Here is a 21,903-nt window from a genome sequence, read left to right as displayed (position 1 = left end):
CTTCCAGTGTAAGCGCGCCCTCCACCGCCCCCGCGGCCCCGGCGGAAGGCTTAGGCCGACACCGGGCAGATGACCGGGGTGCCGGCGTCGTCCAGGATGGTGGCCTCGATGCCGTAGACTTGGGCGATGAGTTCCGGCGTGAGCACCTCGGTCGGGGTGCCGTGGGCCAGGGCCTTGCCGCCCTTGATGACCAGCAGGTCGTCGCAGTAGCGGGCCGCCAGGTTCACGTCGTGGATGGCCACGACGGCCTGGCGCGCGCCGTCGGCCACCGTGCCGCGCACCACCTTGAGCAGCTTGATCTGGTGACGCAGGTCCAGCGCGGAGGTCGGCTCGTCCAGCAATAGGATGTCGGGGTTGCCCACCAAGACCTGCGCGACGCTGACCAGCTGGCGCTGGCCGCCGGACATCTGGGAGACCAGGCGGTCAGCCAGGTAGGTGATGCCGAGCAGCTCCAGCGTGTCGGCGCTGGCCTGCACCGGTTCTACCCCGGGGCGGTGACTGCGCCGGGCGGTGACCATGAGGCTTTCAAACGCGGTCAGCGAGGCCGTCGACAGGATGTCCTGGGGCACGTAACCGATAGCGGTGCGCCGTTCTTTCTTGCTCAGCTCGGTCTCGCCTCGGGTCAGGCGCACACGGCCTCCCGCCGGCTGTTTGAGCCCGGCGATGGTGTTGAGCAGCGTGGACTTGCCGGCGGCGTTCGGGCCGAGCAGGCCGGTCACCCGGCCGTCCTTTAGCGGCCCGAAGGACATGCCATCCAAGATGGTGTGCTTGCCGTAGCGGAAGCTGAGGTTGTCAACCGTGATTGCCATGGCTAGCTCCTTCCCTTCCGCCGCGAGAAGACGAGGAAGACGAAGAAGGGCACGCCCACCAGGGCGGTGATGATGCCAATCGGGATAGCCACCCCGGGCACGATGGAGATGGAGACCGCGTAAGCCACGGTCATCAGGACCGCGCCGGAGGCGACCGAGGCGGGCAGGAAGAAGGCCTGATCCTCGCCCACCAGCATGCGGGCGATGTGCGGGCCCACTAGGCCGATGAAGCCGATGATCCCGGCGAAAGCCACGGCCGCGGCGGCCAGGACCGAGGCGACCACCAGGGTCGCAATCCGCAGGGCCTTGACGTTGACGCCCAACGATGCCGCCCGGTCGTCGCCCAGGCGCAGTGCCGTGAGCCTCCACGCGCTGGCGGCGGCGTACGGCAGGGCAACGAGCAGGACCACGCCGATGATGCCGTTGGAGGTCCAGTTGGCCCGCTGCATGGAGCCCATGGTCCAGAAGACGATTTGCTGCAAGGCTTCCGTGGAGGCGCCGTATTGCATCAGCGACAGCAGGGCTTGAAAGAAGAAGGACAGGGCGATGCCCAGCAGGATCATTACCTCCGCGCTGGCGCCGCGCCACAGGGATGCCGCGGCCACCACGAGAACCGCCAGCAGTGCGGAGACGGAGGTCAGCAGCGCGAGGTTGAACTGCGGGTTGGCCAGGATGGTCCAGCCCATCACGATGGAAAAGGCCGCGCCGAAAGCCGCCGCCGAGGAGATACCCAGGGTGAACGGCTCGGCCAGCGGGTTGTCCAGGATGGTCTGCATGAACGCGCCGGACAGGCCGAGGGCCGCGCCGACCAGCAGGGCCATGACGGAGGCGGGCAGGCGCAGCTGCCAGAGCACCGTGTGGGTGCGCTGATCTACCCCGTCGGAGCCGGTCAGCGCGAGGAAGAGATCACGGACGCCCAAGTCGATGGGGCCGACGACGGTCGCCACGACGAAGGCCACGAAGGCGAGCAAGAACAGCCCGACGATGGCCACCACCTTCCGGCGCCCCCGCGATCGGTAGTCCTTGATGGCCAGTTGCTTTAGCTCCGCGTTCTCCTCGCCCGCAGCGGGCTGAGCCTGACGGAGACGGTCTGGGTCTGTTGCTTGCATTAATGCCATCGCCGGTTATTTATCCCCATTCTGAGCGAAGAAGGCGCCGGAGTAATCGAACGGCAGCCAGTCCTTGTGGAAGTCCTCGAAGTCCTTGGCCGCGTCCATGTCCTGGAACTTATCCGGGTAGAGCCACTTCGCGAAGGCCTCCAGCGCGAAGACGTTGAAGGGGTTGTCATAGAACTGGTGGTAGACGGCGAAGTACTTGTCGTTCTTCGGCGCCTCCAGCAGGTCCAGGCCCGGGGTCTCCAGCGGGCCGTCCAGGGTTTCCTGGGCCTTGTCCGGGCTGGACTGGTAGCCCAGCTGGACGTGGCGAACGTCCGGGGTCTTGTCCGTCTCATCGGACCACTCGCCGCCGGTAACGATGAGGTTCTCCGGCTGCATCTCAATCATCTTTTCAGCGGTCAGGGTGTTGTTCTCGGCCGAGGTGATGTCCTCGCCCAGGTTCTTGGCGTGCAACGCGTCCAGCAGGGAACCGAAGTTCTTGTCCGCGGAGACGGAGCAGCAGTCCATCATGCCGGCCGCGGTCCAAACCAGCGCCTCCGGACGGTCCTCGTCCTTGACGTCGGCAACGCGGTCGGTGATTTCCTTGACCTTGCCCTCGTAGAAGTCGTTGAACTTCTCGGCCTGCTCGGTCTTACCCAGCAGGTCGCCCAGCAGCTTGACGGAGGTGGTGGTGTTCTCCAGCGGCTTCTGGCGGAAGTCGGTGAAGACGTAGGTGATGCCGGCCTTGTCCAGATCGTCCAGGAAGCCGGTCTTTTCCGCGCCGTCCTTGTGGTCCAGGGACATGACCACGACGTCCGGGTCCTGCGCCAGCAGGTTTTCCACGGTCACGTCGCCCTTGGCGATGTTGCCGATCTCCGGCAGGTCCTTGGCCGCGGGGTTCAGCTCGTAGAGCTTCTCTTCGAACTTTGGCGCGGCCTTGGTCAGGTCCGAGCCAAAGGCAACGACGTTTTCGAACGGATCGTCTTGCAGAATCGAGGTGACGAAGGTGTTGCGGCCTTCCGCCAGGATGATGCGCTCCGGCTGTTCCGCGAACTCGACGGTGCGTCCGGCGGCGTCGTGGACCGTCAGGGCCGCGTTCTCCACCTTTGTGCCGTCTTGGTTTACTTGAGAAGCCCCACTCGAGCCGTTCGACCCGTTGGAGCCGTTATCGGCGGAGTCGCTAGAACAGCCCGCTGCGCCGAAAACCAGCGCAGTCGCCGCGACAGCGGCCAGGATTTTCTTCATGATGTGCTAGAACCCTTTCAGAGAAATAAGCAGGTAAGCAAGGACAGCTTTACCTTAGACCTCCGATGGATGGCAACAAAATTTTTTTAGGCGACCCTGCCCTAAACAATCCCTCTATAACCCCTCCGAGCGGCCCCAGCGGGCCACCCGCAGTGAAATCACCCCACCTCACCGCGGGTTTTCGGGCGGATTACCCCAAAAGAAAGTATCCGCCCGTCCCCGACTTGCCCTTGCCCGGCTATTTCACGACGAGGTTGACCATGCGGCCGGGCACGTAGATCTGCTTGACCACGTTCTTGCCGCTGATCAGTTCCGCGATCTTCGCGTCGGCGGAGGCGGCGGCCAGGACGGTGTCCTGGTCGGCATCGGCAGCGACGTGGATGCGGGACTTGACCTTGCCGTTTACCTGGACCGGGACCTCGATCTCGTCGTCCACCAGGTATTTGTCCTCGTAGGCTGGGAAGGGCTCGAAGGTGATGGTCTCTGTGTGGCCGAAGCGGCGCCAGATCTCCTCCGCGATGTGCGGGGCGACCGGGGAGACCATCTGCGCGATGGGCTCGACGGCCTGGCGCGGCGCACCGTTCGAGTAGGCCTTGGTCAGGTAGTTGACGTACTCGATCAGCTTGGCCACGACGGTGTTCAGACGCAGGTTCTCGTAGTCGTCCCGCACGCCCGCGATCGTGCGGTGCAGGGCCTTCAAGTCCTCCTCGGTCAGGGCGGCATCGGTAGCCGCCAGCTCACCCGTCTCCTCGTTGACGGCTAGACGCCACAGGCGCTGCAGGAAGCGCTGCGCACCCACCACGTCCTTGGTGGCCCACGGGCGGGAGGTGTCCAGCGGGCCCATCGACATCTCGTAGACGCGCAGCGTGTCCGCGCCGAAGTCACGGCAAATGTCATCCGGAGCGACGGCGTTCTTCAAGGACTTGCCCATCTTGCCGTATTCCTGGTTGACCTCTTCGCCGTTGTAGTAGAACTTGCCGTCCTTCTCCTCAACCTCGGCGGCCGGCACGTAGACGCCGCGGGAATCCGTGTAGGCATAGGCCTGGATATAGCCCTGGTTGAACAGGCGGCGGTACGGCTCCTTGGAGCTGACAAAGCCCAAATCGTAGAGCACCTTGTGCCAGAAACGGGAGTACAACAGGTGCAGCACGGCGTGCTCCACGCCGCCGACGTACAGGTCGACGCCGCCCGGATCATTCGCGCCGTGCTCCTGCGGGCGCGGGCCGGTCCAGTAGCGCTCGTTCTCGAGATCGCAGAACTGCTCATCGTTGGTCGGATCCACGTAGCGCAGCTGGTACCAGGAGGACCCAGCCCACTGCGGCATGACGTTGGTGTCGCGGTAGTAGGTCTGCGGGCCGTCGCCCAGGTCCAGCTCGACCTCGACCCACTCGCGGGCCTTGGCCAGCGGCGGCTGCGGCTCCGAATTGCGATCCTCCGGATCGAAGGAGACCGGCGCGTAGTCCTCTACCTCCGGCAGCTCCACCGGCAGCATGGACTCCGGCAGGGCGTGGGCGTGGCCGTCCGCGTCGTAGACAATCGGGAAGGGCTCGCCCCAGTAGCGCTGGCGGGCGAACAGCCAGTCGCGCAGCTTGTACTGGATCTTCTCCGCGCCCTTGCCGGTCTCTTCCAGCCAGCCAATGGTGCGGGCGATAGCGGCCTTCTTGTCCAGGCCGTTGAGATCCAGCCCGGCATCGTTAGCCGAATTGACCAGGGTGCCGTCCTCGGTCCAGGCCTCGGTGCTGACGTCGCCGCCGCTGACAACCTCCGTGATCGGCAGGCCAAAGGTCTGCGCGAACTCGTAGTCGCGGGTGTCGTGGGCCGGGACCGCCATGATGGCGCCGGTGCCGTAGCCGGTCAGGACGTAGTCCGCGATGAAGATCGGGACCTTTTTCCCGGAGACCGGGTTGGTGGCATAGGTACCCAGGAAGACGCCGGTCTTGTCCTTGTTTTCCTGGCGCTCCAGGTCAGACTTCGCGGCGATGTCCTCGCGGTAGGCCTCCACGGCCTCCTTCGGGTCATCGTGGCCGTAGGTCCAGCGCTCATCGATGTCGTCGTCGTAAGGGATGGGGGAGAGCAGATGGTCGACCAGCTCGTGCTCCGGCGCCAGCACCACGTATTCCGCTCCGAACAGGGTGTCCGGGCGGGTGGTGAAGACGGTGATCTCCTGACCCTCCGCGGTGAAGTTCACGTCCGCGCCCCGGGAGCGGCCGATCCAGTTGCGCTGCATGGACTTGACCTTCTCCGGCCAGTCCAACAGCTCCAAGTCATCGAGCAGCCGGTCCGAGTACGCGGTAATGCGCATCATCCACTGCTTCAGGTTCTTGCGGAAGACCGGGAAGTTACCGCGCTCGGACTTGCCGTCCGCGGTCACCTCCTCGTTGGCCAGCACGGTGCCCAGGCCCGGGCACCAGTTCACCGTGGAATTCGACAGGTAGACCAGGCGGAACTCGTCCACCGCCTCGGCCTTCTCCGCCGCGGTGAGATCCTCGTAGTAGCGCCCGTCCTTGGTGGTGCGCTTGTTGGCCTCCAGCTCCTGGATCAGCTCCGAAATCGGGCGGGCCTTGCCCTGCTCCTCATCGAACCAGGCGTTGTAAATCTGCAGGAAGATCCACTGCGTCCACTTGTAAAACTCCGGGTCCGTGGTAGCCACACTGCGGCGCGGGTCGTGGCCCAGCCCCAGGGCGCCCAGCTGCCGGCGCATGTTGTCGATATTGGCCATCGTGGTCGTCCGCGGGTGCGTACCCGTCTGGATGGCGTACTGCTCAGCCGGCAGGCCGAAGGCGTCATAACCCAGAGTGTGCAGCACGTTCTTACCCAGCATGCGGTTGTAGCGGGCGAAGGTGTCCGTAGCGATATAACCCAGCGGGTGGCCCACGTGCAGCCCCGCCCCGGAGGGGTAGGGGAACATATCCTGCACGTTGAGCTTTTCCGCTGGCAACTGACCATCCGTAGCCAGGTCGCCGACCGGGTTCGGCGCGTTAAAAGTGCCATTATCTGCCCAGTACTGCTGCCAGGTCTTCTCAATCTGGTTAGCCAGTTCCGGCGTATAGCGGTGCGCGGTAGTATCCGTGGAATCACTCGGGTTAGTCATAGGCACACAGTGTAGTCGCCGCAGGTTAGCGGTGTCAGTTTAGGTTAAGCCGGGGCCAAATTTTTGGACCCGAATGCTGAAGGCCACTGAACAATTCAAAGCGCCATCATCACCATCCGCATACTTCGCTTATCTTCCAGTGACGAAAAGCCGCGCGAACGCTGAGCATCTCAGCGCCGCGCGGCTTTTGCCGTGCCGGCTAGATTGGGGCCTAGCCGAAGATGCGGTCGAAGAAGTTCTTGACCGGCTTCATCATCAGGTGCGGCAGATACTTCCAGGCTGCCCAGCTACCCAGGCCAAGCGCGCCCAGCAGCGCCCCAACCAGGCTAAAGCCCCAGAACACGTTGGACGAACCCTGCGAGCTAGCATCGCTGCTGCTCGAGCTGCCTTCCTTGTTCGGTTCCTTGCTCGGCTTCGCCGGCTCAGACGGCTTGCTCGGCTTCGAAGGTTCTTCGGTCTCGCCCGGCTTACCCGGCTCAGTGGACTCTTCCGGTTCGCTCGGTTCGGTGGTCGGCTCCTCGGAAGGTTCGGTCGACGGTTCGGTAGTCTCCTCGTCGGAGGGCTCGGTGGTCGGCTCCACGGAAGGTTCGGTCGACGGTTCGGTGGTCGGCTCTTCGGTCGGTTCCGGCTGCTCCTCGCGCGGATCGACGAGGGCGCGGTCGCGGTTTTCCAGGGTGACGCGGTCGACGAGTGCGCCGGTGGGCTCGTCGTAGGTGGTCAAGCGGAGTTCCTCGCCGGTCACGTCCACCCGCAGGTAATCCGGGGTGTAGTCCTGGCGCCAGTAGGCGGTGGAGTCGTGGACCAGTTCCTGCGGGACGTGTTCCATACGGGCGTTCGGCTGCTTTTGACCGTTGACGTCCTGGAAATCATAGTACTTGCCGCCGCCGGCGCTGGTGGTGGTCAGGTAGAGGACCTCGTTGTCGTTCGGGGAGAGCTTGTCATTGCGCTTGCCTAGGCCCTCAGAGACCGGCTCATTGCCGTTCATCAGGTGGGTACGGGTGTAGATGTGGTCGTGGCCCGAGAGGACCACGTCGACGCCGAGCTCCGAGAAGGTGTCGGCCAGTCCGTCGCGCAGGCGTCCCACGTCGGTGTCGGTGTAGTGGGTGGCCTGCGAGTACAGGGAGTGGTGCATGCCCACGATTACCCAATCGTTGAAGGCGCCACGGTTGTCGATGGTGTCCTTGAGGAAGCGCTTGTGGCGCTCAATGTCGTCCTCTTGGCCCGCGTTGGAGTCCAGGTTGATAAACAGCACGTAGTTGCGCTCAAACCAGGAGTCGCGCACGTCCGGGGCCTGGTTCGGGTTGATGAAGTGCTCGTCGTAGTCACCAAAAGAGATCGCGGAGGGGTAGCCCTCGTGGTTGCCCGGGATAGCGCTGAGCGGGACCTGCCGGATGACATCCGGGCTGAAGAAACCGTCGTACTGGGCCAGCGGAGCGCCCCAGCCCTCAATCTGGTCGCCCAGGGACCAGATGAGCTGCGAGTCCGGAACGTCACCGATGGCCTTGTTGATGGTCTTGTTCCATTGCTCGGTTTGTTCCTCGATCTTCGTCTCCACGCCGATCTGCGCGTCGCTAATCGTGACGAAGGACCAGTCTTCGCCGTAGGAACCGGTGTTGAACGTCTGCGGGGCGGACCAGCCGCCCTCGTCAGAGCCCACCACGTAGGTGTACTCGGTGTTTTCCGCCAGGCCGGTAGCGGTCGCGTAGTTCGACAGGTAGAGGATGCGGCCGGCGTCCTTTTCCTTGGCGTCGAATTCCTTCGCCTGGTCTTCCTGCCCGGTCGGGTAGACCTTGAGCTTCTCCTCGCCCTTGTGCTTGGTGCGCCAGGAAACGATGACGGAGGTTTCATCCGCACCCGGCTGCAGGACCTGGCGGAAAATCGGGGATTCCTGCGCCTGGGCGGTGGTCGGCACGACGGCGCCGGAGGCAAGAGTGACAGACAAGGCGCAACCAAGCGCCACGAATGAGCGGTTGAGGCGAGCTTTAATCATGAGCTTCTTCCTGGTCAAACGGCCCTGCCACAAGGCCTGGCGGCGCTGCAGCTCATCACTGTCATCGAGCGTGCGGTGCCCCACGGTGCGTGCGGCAGAACCAAAAGCAGAGTTTGTGGGCGAGTTGTTTTACAGCTTTAGAGCCGGGTGGTCACGGAGGGAGAGAACTTCGGTCGCCCCGCGTAAACCACCCGGCTTGAGCAAAACGTTAGGCACATGGAAACAAATACAGGTAAATGTCAGGTTAAAGTCAGATTACTCAGAGAATAACTTCTACTTAAGACTCAACTACCAGCTCTTATTCCCCCAGCGAGCAGCCCGGGACTGGGCTAGTTTGTCAGCCATGAAGACAACCCGTTTCTCCCGCCGCACGGCCCTGACCGCTGCCTCGCTCACCGCAGCCGGCATCGCCGCGGCCCCCGCCTTTGCCCAAGACGAGCCAACCTCCCCGTTGGATATTTATAACCAGGATTCCGGTGCCAGCCTGCCGTTCTTGCACGGCGTCGCCAGCGGCGGCCCGCTGTCGAGCTCCGTGGTGTTGTGGACCCGCGTTACCCCGGATCGTGACTCGCTGCCCGGCTCCGGCCTGGGCGAGCCCACCCGCGTCGACTGGGAGGTGGCTACCAGCCAGGAGTTCGGCGACATCGTCGCCCGCGGCACGGAGACCACCAGCCCGGATAGCGATCACACGATCCACGCCGAGCCGCACGACCTGAGCCCGGCTACCGAGTATTACTACCGCTTCCGCGTTGCCGACGGCCCGCACGCCGGGGCCGAGTCCCCGGTGGGTCGCACCAAGACCGCACCCGCCCACGGGGATAGCCCGGACCAGCTGACCTTCGCCGTGGCATCGTGTGCGAACTACGAGTCCGGCTTCTTCTGTGCCTACCGCGACATGGCCGAGCGCGGCTGGTCCGGCGAGCTCGACCTCGTGGTCTTCCTCGGCGATTACATCTACGAGTACGGCACGGGCGAGTACGTGGGCAAGTCCGGCATCGCCCGCCCGCACCACCCGTCGTGGGAGATCACCACCCTCGAGGACTACCGCATGCGCTACGGGCGGTACCGCACCGACGCCCACCTGCAGGCCGCGCACGCCTCCGCCCCGTGGGTCGTGACCTGGGATGACCACGAGTCCGCGAACAACGCCTGGCGCGACGGCGCGGAAAACCACACCGACGGCTTCGCCGAGGGCCAGTGGGCCAGCCGCCGCGACCAGGCCCTGCAGGCCTACTTCGAGTGGATGCCGCTGCGCAAGGCCGGCACCTCGCAGGAAGGCCACCTGTACCGCAGCTTCCAGTTCGGCGACCTCATGGAGCTGACGCTGATGGATCTGCGCAGCTACCGCGACGCGGAAACCACCGCCGCCAACTTCGCCAGCCCGGACCGGACCATGCTCGGCAGCGAGCAGTTCGCCTGGCTGACCGACGTCGTGGAGACCTCCCCGGCGCGCTGGATGGTACTGGGCAACTCGGTGATGATGTCGCCCATGCGCCTGCTGACCATGCCGGGCAACCGCGAGGCCGAAGAAGCACTCCAGGCCATGAAAGCCTCCCGCTCCGGTATCGCACTCAACTCCGACCAGTGGGACGGCTACACCCACGACCGCGACCAGCTGCTCGAGCTTTTGGGCAAGCGCGGCCGCCACAACTTCTTCGTCACCGGCGATATTCACTCCGAGTGGGCCAACTCCATCTACACCGGCGACAAGGAGGTCGCCTGCGAGATGGTGACCACGTCCATCTCCGCGCCGAACGTCGACGAGATCCTGACCGAGTACACCGGCATCTACCACGCGGAGGACAACTCGACCTCGCTGCTGGTGGAAAGCGCCATCAAGGACGCCAACCCCAACGTCAACCACCTCGACTACGACGCCCACGGTTACGCGGTCGCGCAGCTGCGCGCTGACGACGTGGAGATGCGCTACTACCGCGTCTCAGACGTCGAAGACCCCGAGGCGAGCGTCTCCCTGCACACCACCCGCACCTGGCGCGTGGACGGCGGCTTCGACCCCTCGGACAGCGAATAGACGAGCCGTTAGGGCGAATTAAACCCGCCTTAAGCGCGGTCTGCGGCCGATTCCGGGTAGACCATCGGCCGGCTGATCTTCAGCCCTACGGCGTCGCCGACCTCGGGGTGGTGCTCCAGCCCCACGCTGGCACGGAAGGTGTGCCCGGAGCCGGTCTCGGCCGTGACCGAATACGCCGTGGTCTCAAAGAGCACCGAGGTCAGCGTGGCGTCGACGGCGCCCTTCTGACCCGGCGCGGTAATCCCCACGGTGCGGGGCAGGACGACGATTTCTACCGCTCCGCCGTCGGGTGGGGCAGCGTTTCCGGCTTCCCGCTCTTGCCCCGCCGCCCAGGCGAAATCCTCCCAACCAATACCGAGTTCTGGGCACTCCACTGCGCTGTTGCGCACGCGCCCGTCCAGCACCGTGGCGTCGGAGATAAACCGCGCCACCGCGGGACTGGCAGGGCAGTGGAGCAACTCCGGGGCCGTGGCTATCTGCTGGATGCGACCGTCGGCCAGGACCACAATGCGATCGGCTACCGCTAGGGCCTCGGCGCGGTCGTGGGTCACGTGGACCGCCGTGAGCCCCTGGGTGCGCACCAGGGCCGTGAGATCGCGGCGCAGTTTGTCGCGCAGCGGCTCATCGAGGGCCGAGAGCGCCTCGTCGAGAAGCAGCACGCTCGGGTTCGCCACCACCGCACGGGCCAGCGCCACTCGCTGCTGCTGCCCGCCGGAGAGGGTAGAGGGCTTACGTTTGGCCATTCCCTCCAGCCCGACCATGGTTAGCGCCTCGTGGATCCGCTCCCGCCGCGAAGCCGCAGCGAGGCCTGCCATCTTCAGCGGATAGCCCACGTTGTCCGCGACACTCATGTGCGGCCAGACCGCGTGCTGTTGGAAGACCATGCCCATGCGGCGCTTTTCCGGGGGCAGGCCTGCTAGATCCTCGCCCGCCACGCGGAGTACGCCCGCCGTGGGGTGGACGAACCCAGCAATAGTGCGCAACAGCGTGGTCTTTCCCGAACCGGACGGGCCCACGAGCGCGACGAATTCGCCTTCTTCGACCGCTAGGCTCACCGAGTCCAGGCCCCGAGTGCCGTCGGGAAAATCGACGGTCAGGTCTTGTAATTCCAGAAATGACACTTTTTTATTTTCCTTTCCCGGGGGACCGGGCGGACAGCGCGAGCGCGACGATGCCCACCACGCTAAACATCAGCGATAGCGCCGCCGCCTCGTTATAAGCCCCGGCCTGCTGCAGATTGAAAACCTGAACGCCCAGGGTCGTGGTGCCCGGCGCGATGAGCAGAATCGACACCGTCAGCTCGCGGACCGCGGTCACCGCCACCAGCACCGCCCCGGAGATGGCCGCGGGGATCGCCATAGCTCCCGTCGTCGAGAGCAGCGCCCGCACCTGCCCGGCACCGGACATCCGCGCGGCTTCCTCCACGGCCAGGGGAGTGGTCCGCAGGGGAGCCCGCACGGCTTGTAGGACCAGGGCGGTGAAGGCGCACACGTACGCCCCCAGGATGACCCAGATCGTGTTGTAAATGCCCGTGTACCGGCCGAAGATCAGCCAGGCGATGCCAACTATCATGCCGGGCAGCGCCGTCGGCAAAAGCACCAGTAGGGTCAGGGCGGTGTTGCCCCACAGGCGGGTGCGGGTCACGACCAGGCCTACCGCCCAGCCGATGATCCCGCAGAGCACGGCGGCGCTGAGAGCCAGGAAGGCCGAGTTCTGGAAGCCGTCGATGACCCGCGGGTTGGACACCGCGTCGGTAAAATTGTTGAGCGAGATATTCTCCCATGTAAACGGGACGCCCGGCGCGGGCAACAAAGCTCGATAGGCAAGTCCAGCCAGCGGGCCCACCGCGATGACCAGCGCCACCGACCACGCGATCGCAGTGACCACCGCGCGCAGAGCGCCCAGCTCGAAGAGCGCGGGTTCGCCCGTTGCCTGCAGCGTCGTCGCCGCCCGCAGGGACACGACGTGCTCAGCGATGACCGCGCCGATGCCCAGCACGAGCAGAACCACACCCAACGTGGAGACCACCTGGAGGGGGTTCGACACCGTGCCAGAGTCCATGAAGCGGTACATCATCGTCGCCAGCGTCTCGAAGCCCTGCGGTGAGCCCAAGATGGCCGGGATACCGAAGTCGGCCAGGTTGGACACCGCGGTCAGCGTAAACGCCGACAGCAACGCGGGCCGCAGCAGCGGGAGCGTGACTGTCCAAAAGACCATAAACGGGCCGGCGCCGGAGACCCGGGCAGCCTGCTCCAGATCCGCCGGCAGGCCCCGCAGCGCCGCAGCAATGATGATGTAGACCATCGGGTAGGAGTGGACCAGCATCAACACCGTCACGCCGTCGGCGCCGTAGATATTCCATACCGTCGTGCCGAAGAGGCGGTTAACCCCCTGCGCCGGCCCGAACAGCTGCATCCAGGCGATGGCCCCGATAAACGGCGGGACCAGCAGCGGGGAGAGCAGCAGCAGGCGCAGCCACCGCGTGCCCGCCGCGTCAGTGCGGTCCAGCACCAGCGCCATGGCGGTGCCCACGATGACTGCGCCCACCGCGGAGAGCAAGGTGGTAAAAAACGAGTTCCACGCCGCCTGGCCCAAGCCGCTATCCAGCAACAGGGGCCACTGGTTGCCGCCCAAAGCCAGGGCCACGACCAGAGACAGCGGGATGACGAAGACCCCGGCCACCACGAGCCAGGTGCCGAAACGGGCGAGGGAAACCCCCGACAACAGCGACGTGGCGCTGGGGGCGGTGCCGGAGGCCTTAGTGGCCTGGGCGCTTCGCTGAGTGTTTCGCGTAAGTGTACTTGCCAAGGCTTTAGTTCATCGCGTCCTGGAAGACCTTGACCGCGGCATTCTTGTCTTCGGTCACGGTGTCCAGATCCGGGGTCATGAGCTCAATCTCGTCTAGGGCCGGGGTGTTCTCCGGCACTCCGACGTCGTCGCGAACCGGCAGGTAGGACTGCTCCACCGCCAGCTTCTGGCCTTCCTCGGACAGCAGGAAGTTGATGTACTTCTCGGCGGCCTCCTGCTGTTCACTATCGGCAAAGACACCGGCCGGCTCCGTGATGTAGGGTGCGCCCTCGCTCGGGTAGGCGGTGGCGATAGGCGAGCCTTGGGCAGCCAGGTCGCGCACCAGATAATCCACGACGATGCCCACCGGGCGCGAGCCCGATGCGATCTCCTGGGAGGTGGGCCCATTGGACTCCGCCACCATCGGGGAGTTCTCACCCAGCTGGTTGATCCAGTCCTCGCCGAGCTGTTCGTGGTTTTTCCAGACCGAGGCGTTGAAGGCCGCTGCGCCGGAGACCGCCGGGTTCGGCAGAACGATCTTGTCGCGATACTCCGGGTCGACCAAGTCGGCCCACGACTGCGGGGCGTCAGCCTCATCGATAACGTCGGTGTTGTAGGCGATCACCGTCGGGATGATGCGGGTGCCGACGTAGTAACCGTCCTCCGAGACTGCCTCATCGATGAGACTGGAGGTGTCCACGTCCTTTAGCTGGCTCAGGTCGTCGCTGGCGACGTACTGGTCGAAGGTGGCGGAGTCCGCCGCCCACAGGACGTCGGCCTCGATACCGCCGGAGGACTTTTCGGATTCGATACGGGCATTCAGGTCGCCCGTACCCGCGCGGTAAACCTCCACGGAGATATCCGGGTGTGCCTTTTCGAACGCCGCGTTGATTTCATCGACCTTGTCCTCCGGCTCGGAGGTGTAGACCGTCAGGGTCGTCTGGTCGCCCCCGGCCGCGGAGTCATCTCCGCCGCTGCCGTTTTCGGCCGGTTCGGAGCAGGCAGTTAACGCCATACCCACGGTCGCCACGCCCGCGATAACGGCTGCCGCACGGGGGCGGTGGGAGGGACGGTAGCGGTTAAAGTAACCGGAGAGTTTCATGCGCAAACTCCTTCATGCAAGTGATAGAGATAGGGACTTTAGCGTCGGCTCTTTAGCTCAGAGCCTCGACACCATGTCTGACCATCCAAGTCCCCGGAGGTTAATACCAGGTTTTCTCCACGTTGCGCTGCGGTGAATTATCTCCCCGGCCGGTTTCGGCCTTTAGCCGTTGATGATGTGCGGGTAGGCTAGGCCCTTCAGCCCCTCCGCACCGAACTCCACCCCGTAGCCGGAGGACTTGATGCCGCCGAAGGGGACGCGGGGATCCACCCCGCCGTGGCCGTTGATCCACGTGGTACCGGCCTCCAGCCGGGCAGCCACGCGGCGCGCACGCTCGCGGTCGCTGGACCAGACCGAAGAGCCCAGCCCGACATCCAGCTTGTTGGCCTGCTCAATGGCCCACTCCTCGTCCTCGTAGGCGATGATCGGCAGCACGGGGCCAAACTGTTCTTCCACCACGAGCGCGTTATCCGGGTCGATGTCCCCGATCAACGTGGCGGGGTAGAAGTAGCCCGGCGCGTCGTAGTCCGGATCGCCGCCGAGCAGTACCGTAGCGCCGCCCTTTTTTGCCTCCTTGACCAAGCGGTCGACGATCTCGAATTGCTGCTGGTTCTGCAGCGGACCAAGCACGTTGTCCTCCTCGAGACCAACGCCCATGGGGGAGTTCTTAGCCACCTCAATCAGGGCCGCCACGACGTCGTCGTATTTTCCGGCGGGGACGTAGAGGCGCTTCATCGCCGCGCAGGTTTGCCCGGTGTTGATGAACGCACCCCAGAACAGATCCCCGGCGATAGCGTCGATGTCCGCGTCATCCAGGACGATGCCGGCGTCGTTACCGCCCAGCTCCAGCGTCAGGCGCGTCAGATTAGCCGCGGAGGATTCTACGATCTTGCGCCCCGTGGCGGTCGATCCCGTGAACATAATCTTGTCGATGCCAGAGTGCGTCGACATCGCCGCGCCTACTTCACCGTCACCGGTAACCACTTGGAGCACGTCCTCGGGCAGCACTTCGTTGACAATCTTCATCAACGCCAGCACGGATAGCGGCGTGTATTCGGAGGGTTTCACGACGACCGCGTTGCCCATCCGCAGCGCCGGCGCCACCTGCCAGACGGTGATCATCATGGGCCAGTTCCACGGGCCAATGGCACCCACCACGCCAAGCGGGCGGTAGTGCACCGTGGCAGTGATGTCGTCCTCCACCGCGGTGTAGTCCGGGGATTCAAACGTCACCGTGGCGCGCAGCCATGCGGAACAGGCACCGACTTCAAAGCGCGCGTTCGGCCCGTTGAGCGGCTTGCCCTGCTCGCGGGAGAGCAGCTCCGCCAGCGCCTCCGTGTGTTCCTCGATGGCGTCAGCAGCCTTGAGCAAGAGGTCGCAGCGGGCGGCATCCCCCAGTCGGTCGAAGTGTTTCTGCGCTGCGCGGGCCTTATCCACCGCAGTCTCGACGTCATCGACCGTGCCGACGGGCGCGACGCCGACGACCTCTTCGGTCGCCGGGTTGATGATTTCGCGCCCCTTGCCCGAGTCGACGTTGGGGAGCAGGTCTGCGTAGTTGTGCACTGTGGTCATGAGAACTCCTAGGAGAGGATCGGAGGGTCAAGAACGTGGCCTCCAGTATTGCACAGGTCACACATCCATGGTTTCACGTGAAACCATGCGGTTAGTTGGCGGTACCTTCCAGGCCCTGCCGGGCTTCTTCCGAGGCGCCCGGGACGCGCATCTCGAACTTCTCGCGGACTACCGTGTAGTCGAAGTAGCCCATGCGGGCGATCGGCTCGGCCTTGAGGATGTCGAGCAGCCCATCCTCGGTCAGATAATCGTCATCGATGTGAATCTTCTCCACCCGCGCGAATACGACGTCGATGCTGCCCTGGTTGGAGTTGCCCATAAGCCGTTGCGTGGACAGGTAACGGCACTCGAAGTGGACCGGGGATTCCTTGACCATGGGGATGGGGTAGTTGTCAGCGTAGACCTTGGTGACGTCGAGGTGGTCCCACTCGCTCTCGTTCGCCTCGAGCGCCATCGCAGACTTGTTGACCTCTTCGCGGAGGGGATAGGTGGCCATGTTCCAGACAAACCATCCGGTGCGCTCAGCATTAATGACCGTATCCTTGCGGCGCCCGTCGGGGTAGTGGTTCGCGGAAAACATCACCATCGGCGGGTCAAACGTCAGGTTCTGCCACTGACTGTAAGGCGCGATATTTTCCCGACCGTCTTCGCTCACCGAGGAGAGCCATCCGATGGGGCGAGGCACGGTGCAGCCCTTGAACGGCGAGTGCGGCAGTCCGGAGCTTTCAGTTAACGGGTTGAACTTCATGGAAGAAACCTTCCTGGTTTGGCGGATGGGGCTGGCCGGTTAACGCAATACTATGCGCACCCGGTGAACCCGGCAAGGACTCTTCGCCCCCGAATGCGAATGTTTCACGTGGAACATTAAGGATCAGAACGAGCTGCGACGTAAATAGAGTCGAGCTGTCCTTCAGCACCCAAGATGCATTTTCCGTCCAACCTGGATGATAGGATCCAGCTCTTGACTTATTTTCGCCATCTTCATACCCTATCCATATCAGTCCCGAAAGACGTTGTTCATGCCAAATAACGCAGCTCGCACAGTGTTGAATTACAACTTCATCATTGGTCCCTAAAAGCCTTTCCGAAGTATGTATTCCAACCACGCAGAATTGGAGCACGACTTTGAGCGTCGTCAAAAGAATTGTTTTGCTGATAACAGCGGCCCTGGCTCTTTTGTGTACTTGCCTAGGCACAGCCGCGACAGTTTCCACCGTCGCCCCTTGGCTCACCGAGGTTACCGGTAATCCGCGAGCCGGCATACCTTATTCCGTCTGCTTTGCGGTCTGCGGGCTCAGTTTCACAGTCTTTCTTGCCACCTGCACCTGGTTCTGCCTGACCCGGGGCGGGCGATCACGGGCCGCATTCTTGCTGCGCTCCCTAATCGCCATGCTCATCTTGTGGATGGTAGCGGCAGTAGCCTGCAGCGTCTGGTTCACCATTGAGGTCAACGACTTCGGCTACCCAGGAATCTTGGGAGTTCTCACTGCACTGTCCATCGGTACTCTGATGGTCCTTGCCCTGCGTCGGGTCAAAGCGAGCATCGATTCGCGAGCCTAGGGGCCGACCCACAGCAGACTTAACCGGGGCGGATATCGACTATCCACCCCAGTTTTTGCGTACCCGAGGAGCTGGGCTGGGCCCTCGCTAGGCCTGGTTTGCGTAAGGGTCGCGGATGCCGAGGTACTGGACCTCGGTGTATTCTTCGATGCCCTCGGCGCCGCCCTCGCGGCCCAGTCCGGACTGCTTCACGCCGCCGAAGGGGGCGGCGGCGTTGGAGATGACGCCGGAATTGAAGCCCATCAGGCCGAATTCCAGCCCGTCGGCAAGGCGCCAGAGACGGTCGGAATCCTCAGTATAGACGTAGGAGGCTAGACCATACTCGGTGTCGTTGGCTAGCTCGATGACCTCCGCCTCCGAGCGGAAGGTCATGATGGGGGCGATGGGTCCGAAGATCTCTTCACGCATCACGCGGGCCCGGCTGGATACGTTGCTCAGGACGGTGGGGCGGAAGAAATAGCCCGGCTTCTTCACGGCCCGCTGATCCGTTTCCACGGTCGCGCCCTTGGAGACGGCGTCCTCGACGAGCTTCTCCAGGTTCTTGAGGGCCTTTTCCTCAATGACCGGACCGCAGGTTGTTTTCTCGTCTAGGCCGTTGCCCAGCTTCAGCTGGCCCATCCGCTTGGCCAGCTTGCGGGTGAATTCCTCCGCAACGGATTCGTGGACGAAGAAGCGGTTGGCGGCGGTACAGGCCTCGCCCATGTTCCGCATCTTGGCGCCCATGGCGCCCTCGACGGCCTGGTCGATATCGGCGTCCTCGAAGACGATGAAGGGAGCGTTGCCGCCGAGCTCCATCGAGGTGCGCAGGACGTTGTGGGATGCCGACTTGAGCAGCGAGCGGCCGACTGCGGTGGAGCCGGTGAAGGACACCTTCCGCAGGCGGGCATCGGCAAGCAGGGGATTGGAAATCGTGGAGGCGGACTGCCCGGAGACCACGTTGAGCACGCCCGCGGGCAGGCCGGCGTCCTCCATGGTCTTGGCGAAGTACTGCGCAGTCAGCGGGGTGAGCTTGGCGGGCTTGAGCACCATCGTGCAACCGGCGGCCACGGCGGGCGCGACCTTGCGGGTCGCCATAGCCAACGGGAAGTTCCACGGGGTAATCAGCAGGCACGGTCCCACCGGTTTGCGGCGGGTAATCATGCGCAGCGTGCCCTCCGGGACGGGGGAGGAGTGGCCGTAATCGCGCACGGCTTCCTCGCTGAACCAGCGCAGGTACTCCGCGCCGTAGGTAACCTCGCCGCGGGACTCGGCCAAGGGCTTGCCCATCTCCAGGGTCATCAAGGTAGCGAAGTCTTCCGCGCGCTCGTGGACGAGCTCGAAGGCGCGGCGCAGGATATCGGCACGCTCCCGCGGGGACGTTGCGGCCCACTGGTCTTGGACGGAGCACGCGGAGTTCAAAGCCGCCAGGGCGTCCGCCGAGGAGCCGGAGGCCATCGTGGCGATAACTTCCTTAGTGGCGGGGTTTTCCACCTCATAGGTCGAACCGTCGCTCGAGTCGCGCCACTCCCCGCAGATCAGCAAACCCTTCGGTACGCGACTGAGAAGCTCTTCCACATTAACTGCCATGTCCCACTCCTAAACTACTAATCGAGGTTCCCTTCTGATCGCCACTCTACACTTGTCTAGAAAAGTGCGGCCCCGATCACACCTTCGGAAACAATTCGGGGACGGACACTCACTCGCGCCCTTATAGTCACTGTGACGTTATACCTTGGTAGCGTCGGTACCGCTGTGTTGCGGCTCTGATCCCACGTTTGGCGAATGGTGGGCGGGGGAGGACATCCGCTAGGGTGGCAACTATGCGGAAGGCGTTACTCATTGGTCTTGGCTGGGTGAGCGTGGCCCTGGCGGCGATCGGGGTAGTGCTGCCCCTTCTGCCGACGACGCCCTTCCTGCTGTTGAGCGCGTTCTGTTTCGCCCGCAGTTCCGAACGCTTCCACGCTTACCTCTACAACCACCGGGTCTTCGGCGCCTACCTCCGCAACTACGAGTCGGGCCAGATGAGTACCCGCCACAAGGTCCGCACCCTCAGCATCATGTGGATAGGCATCCTCGTCTCCGCCGCCTTGATTAACAAGCCCCTCGTCTGGGTAGTGTTCATCATCATCGCCAGTTGCGTGACCGTGCATCTGTGGCGGCTACGGCCGGCGGAGGCCCAAGAGGCCGCCCGGGGTGAATAAATCTCCCGATTCGCTCCCACCATCCGGAGTTTCTACGTTAATATAGGTTTCATGAAGCAGAACACACTCAACGCCCAGTGGTGGTGGCTCGCTTAACGTAGCGGACCACCAGCTTCTAGTCATGTCCTAGGTCCGCTTAGCGCGGGCCTAGTGGTGTTTTTTGCACCTCTCTTGCTCGCGGTAAAGCTAAATTCCCACCGCTTCCACACTTTCGACCCGCAAGAGAGGTCTTCAATGACGCTAGTAACCGCCAGCCAGACGCTGGCCTTTCACGGCGACACCGCGGCCGTGTTCCAAGAGCTCAGCACGCCGCACGACAGCCTGCTGCTGGAATCCGCGGACATCCAGTCCAAGGACAGCCTCAATTCCCTAGCCGTCCTCACCGCCGCCGCCAAGGTGGTCTGCCAGGACGATGAAGTAACCGCGACCGCTCTCACCGAGGCAGGCCAGCAGATCCTCTCGCGCCTGAAGGAGCAGTTTTCCCACCGTTTGCTAAGCGAGTCCGCCGCCCAGGCCACGTTCCGCTTTAGCCGTTCCACGGCCATTGACGAGCGGGAGCGACTGCGCGAGGAATCAACGGTCTCCGTCCTCCGGGCCCTCCAGGCGGACGCCGGCTACGGCGACGGGATGCTTCCCTTCGTCGCTGGCGGCTTCGCCTTCGACTACCTCTCCGGCTTCGAAGAGCTGCCCGCCGTCGCGGACGGCGCTAACACCTACCCGGACTACGAGTTCATAGTGGCCCAGGAGTTGCTGCACGTCGACCATCAGGCGGGCGAAGCTCACCTGCACGTGGTGGGGGTTGATGAGGGCCAGGTCGACCAGCAGCTGGGCGAGCTGGTGCGCCGCGTCCAAGGCGCTAGGGATAGCCTACCGCGGGAGACCTCCACGGTGGGGGAGCCCAACACCACCTTCCAGGCGCGGGCGGACCGCACCGACGAGGAGTTCCGGGGCATCGTCGAGCAGATGAAAGAGCACGTTCACGCCGGCGATATCTACCAGGTCGTGCCGGCCCGGGCCTTTAGCATCCCCTGCCCGGACGCCTTCGCCGCTTACCGCGAACTGCGCGCGGCGAACCCCTCGCCCTATATGTTCTACGTGCGCGGCAGCGACTACGAGCTCATCGGCGCCTCCCCGGAGTCTAATCTGACCTACGAGCCGGGTACCCAACAGCTGCAGCTGTATCCCATCGCCGGCACTCGCCCCCGCGGCCTGAACCCGGACGGCAGCCTCAACGAAGAGCTGGATGTCCGCAATGAACTGGACCTGCGCACGGACTCCAAGGAGCTAGCCGAGCACACCATGCTAGTTGACCTGGCCCGCAACGATCTGGCGCGCGTCTGCGTGCCGGGGACCCGGAAGGTCTCCGCGCTGATGCAGGTGGACCGCTACTCCCGCGTGATGCACCTGGTCTCCCGCGTGACGGGCCAGCTGGACGAAGGCCTCGACGCCCTAGACGCCTACCGCGCGTGCATGAACATGGGCACGCTCTCGGGCGCTCCGAAGCTCAAGGCCACGGAGCTGCTCCGCAACGCCGAGGGGACCCGGCGCGGTTCCTACGGCGGGGCAGTGGGTTACCTCCGCGGCGACGGGGTGATGGACAACTGCATTGCCATTCGCTCGGCCTTCATTCGCGGCTCCCGCGCCATCGTCCAGGCCGGCGCCGGGGTGGTGCGGGACTCCTCGCCCCAGGCCGAGGCCGATGAAACCGTCCACAAGGCCTTCGCCGTGCTGAAGGCCATCGCCACCGCCCACCACGCCGAATTGGAGGTTATCCGATGAGCGACAAGCGCCCCACCGTGGCCGTCATCGACAACCACGACTCCTTCGTCTACAACCTGACCGACGCGCTGCGCGCCTACGACGTGCACGTGTTCCGCAACACCGTGGACGTCGACGCGGTCCTCGAGACCCAACCGGACGTCCTTTGCCTCTCGCCGGGGCCGGGCCACCCTCGCGAGGCGGGCAACCTCATGGAATTCGTTGAGCGCGCCGCCGGCCGCATCCCACTGCTGGGCATCTGCCTGGGCTTCCAGGCCCTGTGCGAGCACTTCGGCGGCGAGGTCGAGCGCTGCGGCCCCGTCCACGGCCAGTCGGTTCCCATGCAGCTGACCGAGGAAGGTACCGCCAGCGAGCTCTTCGCCGGGCTAGGCACCGACGCCGACCCGGCGGCCGTGCCGGTCGCGCGCTACCACTCCCTGGGCTGCCGAAAGCTCCCGGAACCGCTGCGGGCCCTGGCCACCACGGAGACCGCCATCGGTCCGGTCGCTATGGCCTCTGATAACGCGGAGGGCACCATCTTAGGCCTGCAGTTCCACCCCGAGTCGATCCTGAGCCCGACCGGCCCGCTCATCTTGGAGCGGTGCATCGCCCGGCTCAGCCCCGGCTAGAGCCACAACACACCGAAGCAACCACCCCTAAAGACTAAGAACTATCACTCAAGG

General features: G+C 64.3%; 16 protein-coding genes. 5 read left to right on the top strand and 11 right to left on the bottom strand.

Annotated elements, in window-relative coordinates; all coding sequences use genetic code 11:
• Nucleotides 1-50: 50 nt before the first annotated feature.
• From QQS53_RS12085 to QQS53_RS12065, 5 genes are all read right to left on the bottom strand, one after another.
• Nucleotides 51-809 (bottom strand): ABC transporter ATP-binding protein, encoded by a 759-nt coding sequence (locus tag QQS53_RS12085; protein ID WP_472776049.1) that lies wholly within the window; start codon nt 807-809, stop codon nt 51-53.
• 2 nt (nt 810-811) lie between these two features.
• Complete coding sequence (locus QQS53_RS12080) at nt 812-1,927, bottom strand: FecCD family ABC transporter permease (protein WP_472776048.1); 1,116 nt, start codon at nt 1,925-1,927, stop codon at nt 812-814.
• 6 nt (nt 1,928-1,933) lie between these two features.
• Entirely contained in the window at nt 1,934-3,148 is a 1,215-nt protein-coding gene (locus QQS53_RS12075) for an ABC transporter substrate-binding protein (RefSeq protein WP_472776047.1), read from the bottom strand.
• 238 nt (nt 3,149-3,386) lie between these two features.
• Nucleotides 3,387-6,239: a leucine--tRNA ligase gene (leuS, locus tag QQS53_RS12070; RefSeq protein ID WP_472776046.1), complete on the bottom strand. Its 2,853-nt coding sequence runs from the start codon at nt 6,237-6,239 to the stop codon at nt 3,387-3,389.
• A gap of 211 nt (nt 6,240-6,450) precedes the next feature.
• Complete coding sequence (locus QQS53_RS12065) at nt 6,451-8,229, bottom strand: purple acid phosphatase family protein (RefSeq protein ID WP_472776045.1); 1,779 nt, start codon at nt 8,227-8,229, stop codon at nt 6,451-6,453.
• A gap of 343 nt (nt 8,230-8,572) precedes the next feature.
• Here QQS53_RS12065 and QQS53_RS12060 point away from each other — a divergent pair, with 343 nt between their 5' ends.
• Nucleotides 8,573-10,261: an alkaline phosphatase D family protein gene (locus tag QQS53_RS12060; RefSeq protein WP_472776044.1), complete on the top strand. Its 1,689-nt coding sequence runs from the start codon at nt 8,573-8,575 to the stop codon at nt 10,259-10,261.
• 29 nt (nt 10,262-10,290) lie between these two features.
• Here the strand turns inward: QQS53_RS12060 and QQS53_RS12055 are convergent, their stop codons facing one another.
• The 5 genes from QQS53_RS12055 to QQS53_RS12035 form a co-directional block, all read right to left on the bottom strand.
• A complete protein-coding gene (locus QQS53_RS12055; RefSeq protein ID WP_472776043.1) occupies nt 10,291-11,382 on the bottom strand; it encodes an ABC transporter ATP-binding protein in 1,092 nt (363 codons plus the stop codon).
• A gap of 4 nt (nt 11,383-11,386) precedes the next feature.
• The gene (locus QQS53_RS12050; RefSeq protein ID WP_472776082.1) at nt 11,387-12,988 is read right to left on the bottom strand and encodes an ABC transporter permease; all 1,602 of its coding nucleotides are present in this window, start codon (nt 12,986-12,988) and stop codon (nt 11,387-11,389) included.
• Between the two features lie 85 nt (nt 12,989-13,073).
• On the bottom strand, nt 13,074-14,150 hold the full coding sequence (locus tag QQS53_RS12045; protein ID WP_472776042.1) for an ABC transporter substrate-binding protein: 1,077 nt from the start codon (nt 14,148-14,150) through the stop codon (nt 13,074-13,076).
• Between the two features lie 162 nt (nt 14,151-14,312).
• Entirely contained in the window at nt 14,313-15,722 is a 1,410-nt protein-coding gene (locus QQS53_RS12040) for an aldehyde dehydrogenase family protein (protein ID WP_472776041.1), read from the bottom strand.
• Between the two features lie 91 nt (nt 15,723-15,813).
• Nucleotides 15,814-16,470, bottom strand: coding sequence for a flavin reductase family protein (locus QQS53_RS12035; RefSeq protein ID WP_472776040.1), 657 nt, complete (start codon nt 16,468-16,470; stop codon nt 15,814-15,816).
• Between the two features lie 620 nt (nt 16,471-17,090).
• Between QQS53_RS12035 and QQS53_RS12030 the strand changes: the two genes are divergently transcribed.
• A complete protein-coding gene (locus QQS53_RS12030; protein WP_472776039.1) occupies nt 17,091-17,282 on the top strand; it encodes a hypothetical protein in 192 nt (63 codons plus the stop codon).
• A gap of 87 nt (nt 17,283-17,369) precedes the next feature.
• Here the strand turns inward: QQS53_RS12030 and QQS53_RS12025 are convergent, their stop codons facing one another.
• A complete protein-coding gene (locus QQS53_RS12025) occupies nt 17,370-18,848 on the bottom strand; it encodes an NAD-dependent succinate-semialdehyde dehydrogenase (protein WP_472776038.1) in 1,479 nt (492 codons plus the stop codon).
• A gap of 233 nt (nt 18,849-19,081) precedes the next feature.
• On the opposite strand from QQS53_RS12025, the gene QQS53_RS12020 reads away from it, so the two are divergent.
• The 3 genes from QQS53_RS12020 to QQS53_RS12010 all read left to right on the top strand — a co-directional run bounded on the left by QQS53_RS12020 (nt 19,082) and on the right by QQS53_RS12010 (nt 21,849).
• Complete coding sequence (locus tag QQS53_RS12020) at nt 19,082-19,462, top strand: YbaN family protein (RefSeq protein ID WP_472776037.1); 381 nt, start codon at nt 19,082-19,084, stop codon at nt 19,460-19,462.
• A gap of 234 nt (nt 19,463-19,696) precedes the next feature.
• Nucleotides 19,697-21,241, top strand: a complete 1,545-nt coding sequence (locus QQS53_RS12015; RefSeq protein ID WP_472776036.1) for an anthranilate synthase component 1 — start codon at nt 19,697-19,699, stop codon at nt 21,239-21,241.
• The gene (locus QQS53_RS12010) at nt 21,238-21,849 is read left to right on the top strand and encodes a glutamine amidotransferase-related protein (RefSeq protein ID WP_472776035.1); all 612 of its coding nucleotides are present in this window, start codon (nt 21,238-21,240) and stop codon (nt 21,847-21,849) included. The genes QQS53_RS12015 and QQS53_RS12010 overlap by 4 nt, the downstream gene beginning before the upstream one ends.
• The last annotated feature ends 54 nt before the right edge of the window (nt 21,850-21,903 follow it).

Source organism: Corynebacterium sp. 2571A (genome assembly GCF_055700935.1).
This window is presented reverse-complemented; position numbering and strand designations above follow the sequence as displayed.

What these genes read in the sequence shown, in the direction of transcription:
- leuS (WP_472776046.1), bottom strand. Translation starts at nt 6,239, where the DNA reads ATGACTAACCCGAGTGATTCCACGGATACTACCGCGCACCGCTATACG.
- QQS53_RS12075 (WP_472776047.1), bottom strand. Translation starts at nt 3,148, where the DNA reads ATGAAGAAAATCCTGGCCGCTGTCGCGGCGACTGCGCTGGTTTTCGGC.
- QQS53_RS12045 (WP_472776042.1), bottom strand. Translation starts at nt 14,150, where the DNA reads ATGAAACTCTCCGGTTACTTTAACCGCTACCGTCCCTCCCACCGCCCC.
- QQS53_RS12010 (WP_472776035.1), top strand. Translation starts at nt 21,238, where the DNA reads ATGAGCGACAAGCGCCCCACCGTGGCCGTCATCGACAACCACGACTCC.
- QQS53_RS12040 (WP_472776041.1), bottom strand. Translation starts at nt 15,722, where the DNA reads ATGACCACAGTGCACAACTACGCAGACCTGCTCCCCAACGTCGACTCG.
- QQS53_RS12060 (WP_472776044.1), top strand. Translation starts at nt 8,573, where the DNA reads ATGAAGACAACCCGTTTCTCCCGCCGCACGGCCCTGACCGCTGCCTCG.
- QQS53_RS12025 (WP_472776038.1), bottom strand. Translation starts at nt 18,848, where the DNA reads ATGGCAGTTAATGTGGAAGAGCTTCTCAGTCGCGTACCGAAGGGTTTG.
- QQS53_RS12085 (WP_472776049.1), bottom strand. Translation starts at nt 809, where the DNA reads ATGGCAATCACGGTTGACAACCTCAGCTTCCGCTACGGCAAGCACACC.
- QQS53_RS12020 (WP_472776037.1), top strand. Translation starts at nt 19,082, where the DNA reads ATGCGGAAGGCGTTACTCATTGGTCTTGGCTGGGTGAGCGTGGCCCTG.
- QQS53_RS12080 (WP_472776048.1), bottom strand. Translation starts at nt 1,927, where the DNA reads ATGGCATTAATGCAAGCAACAGACCCAGACCGTCTCCGTCAGGCTCAG.
- QQS53_RS12065 (WP_472776045.1), bottom strand. Translation starts at nt 8,229, where the DNA reads ATGATTAAAGCTCGCCTCAACCGCTCATTCGTGGCGCTTGGTTGCGCC.
- QQS53_RS12035 (WP_472776040.1), bottom strand. Translation starts at nt 16,470, where the DNA reads ATGAAGTTCAACCCGTTAACTGAAAGCTCCGGACTGCCGCACTCGCCG.
- QQS53_RS12015 (WP_472776036.1), top strand. Translation starts at nt 19,697, where the DNA reads ATGACGCTAGTAACCGCCAGCCAGACGCTGGCCTTTCACGGCGACACC.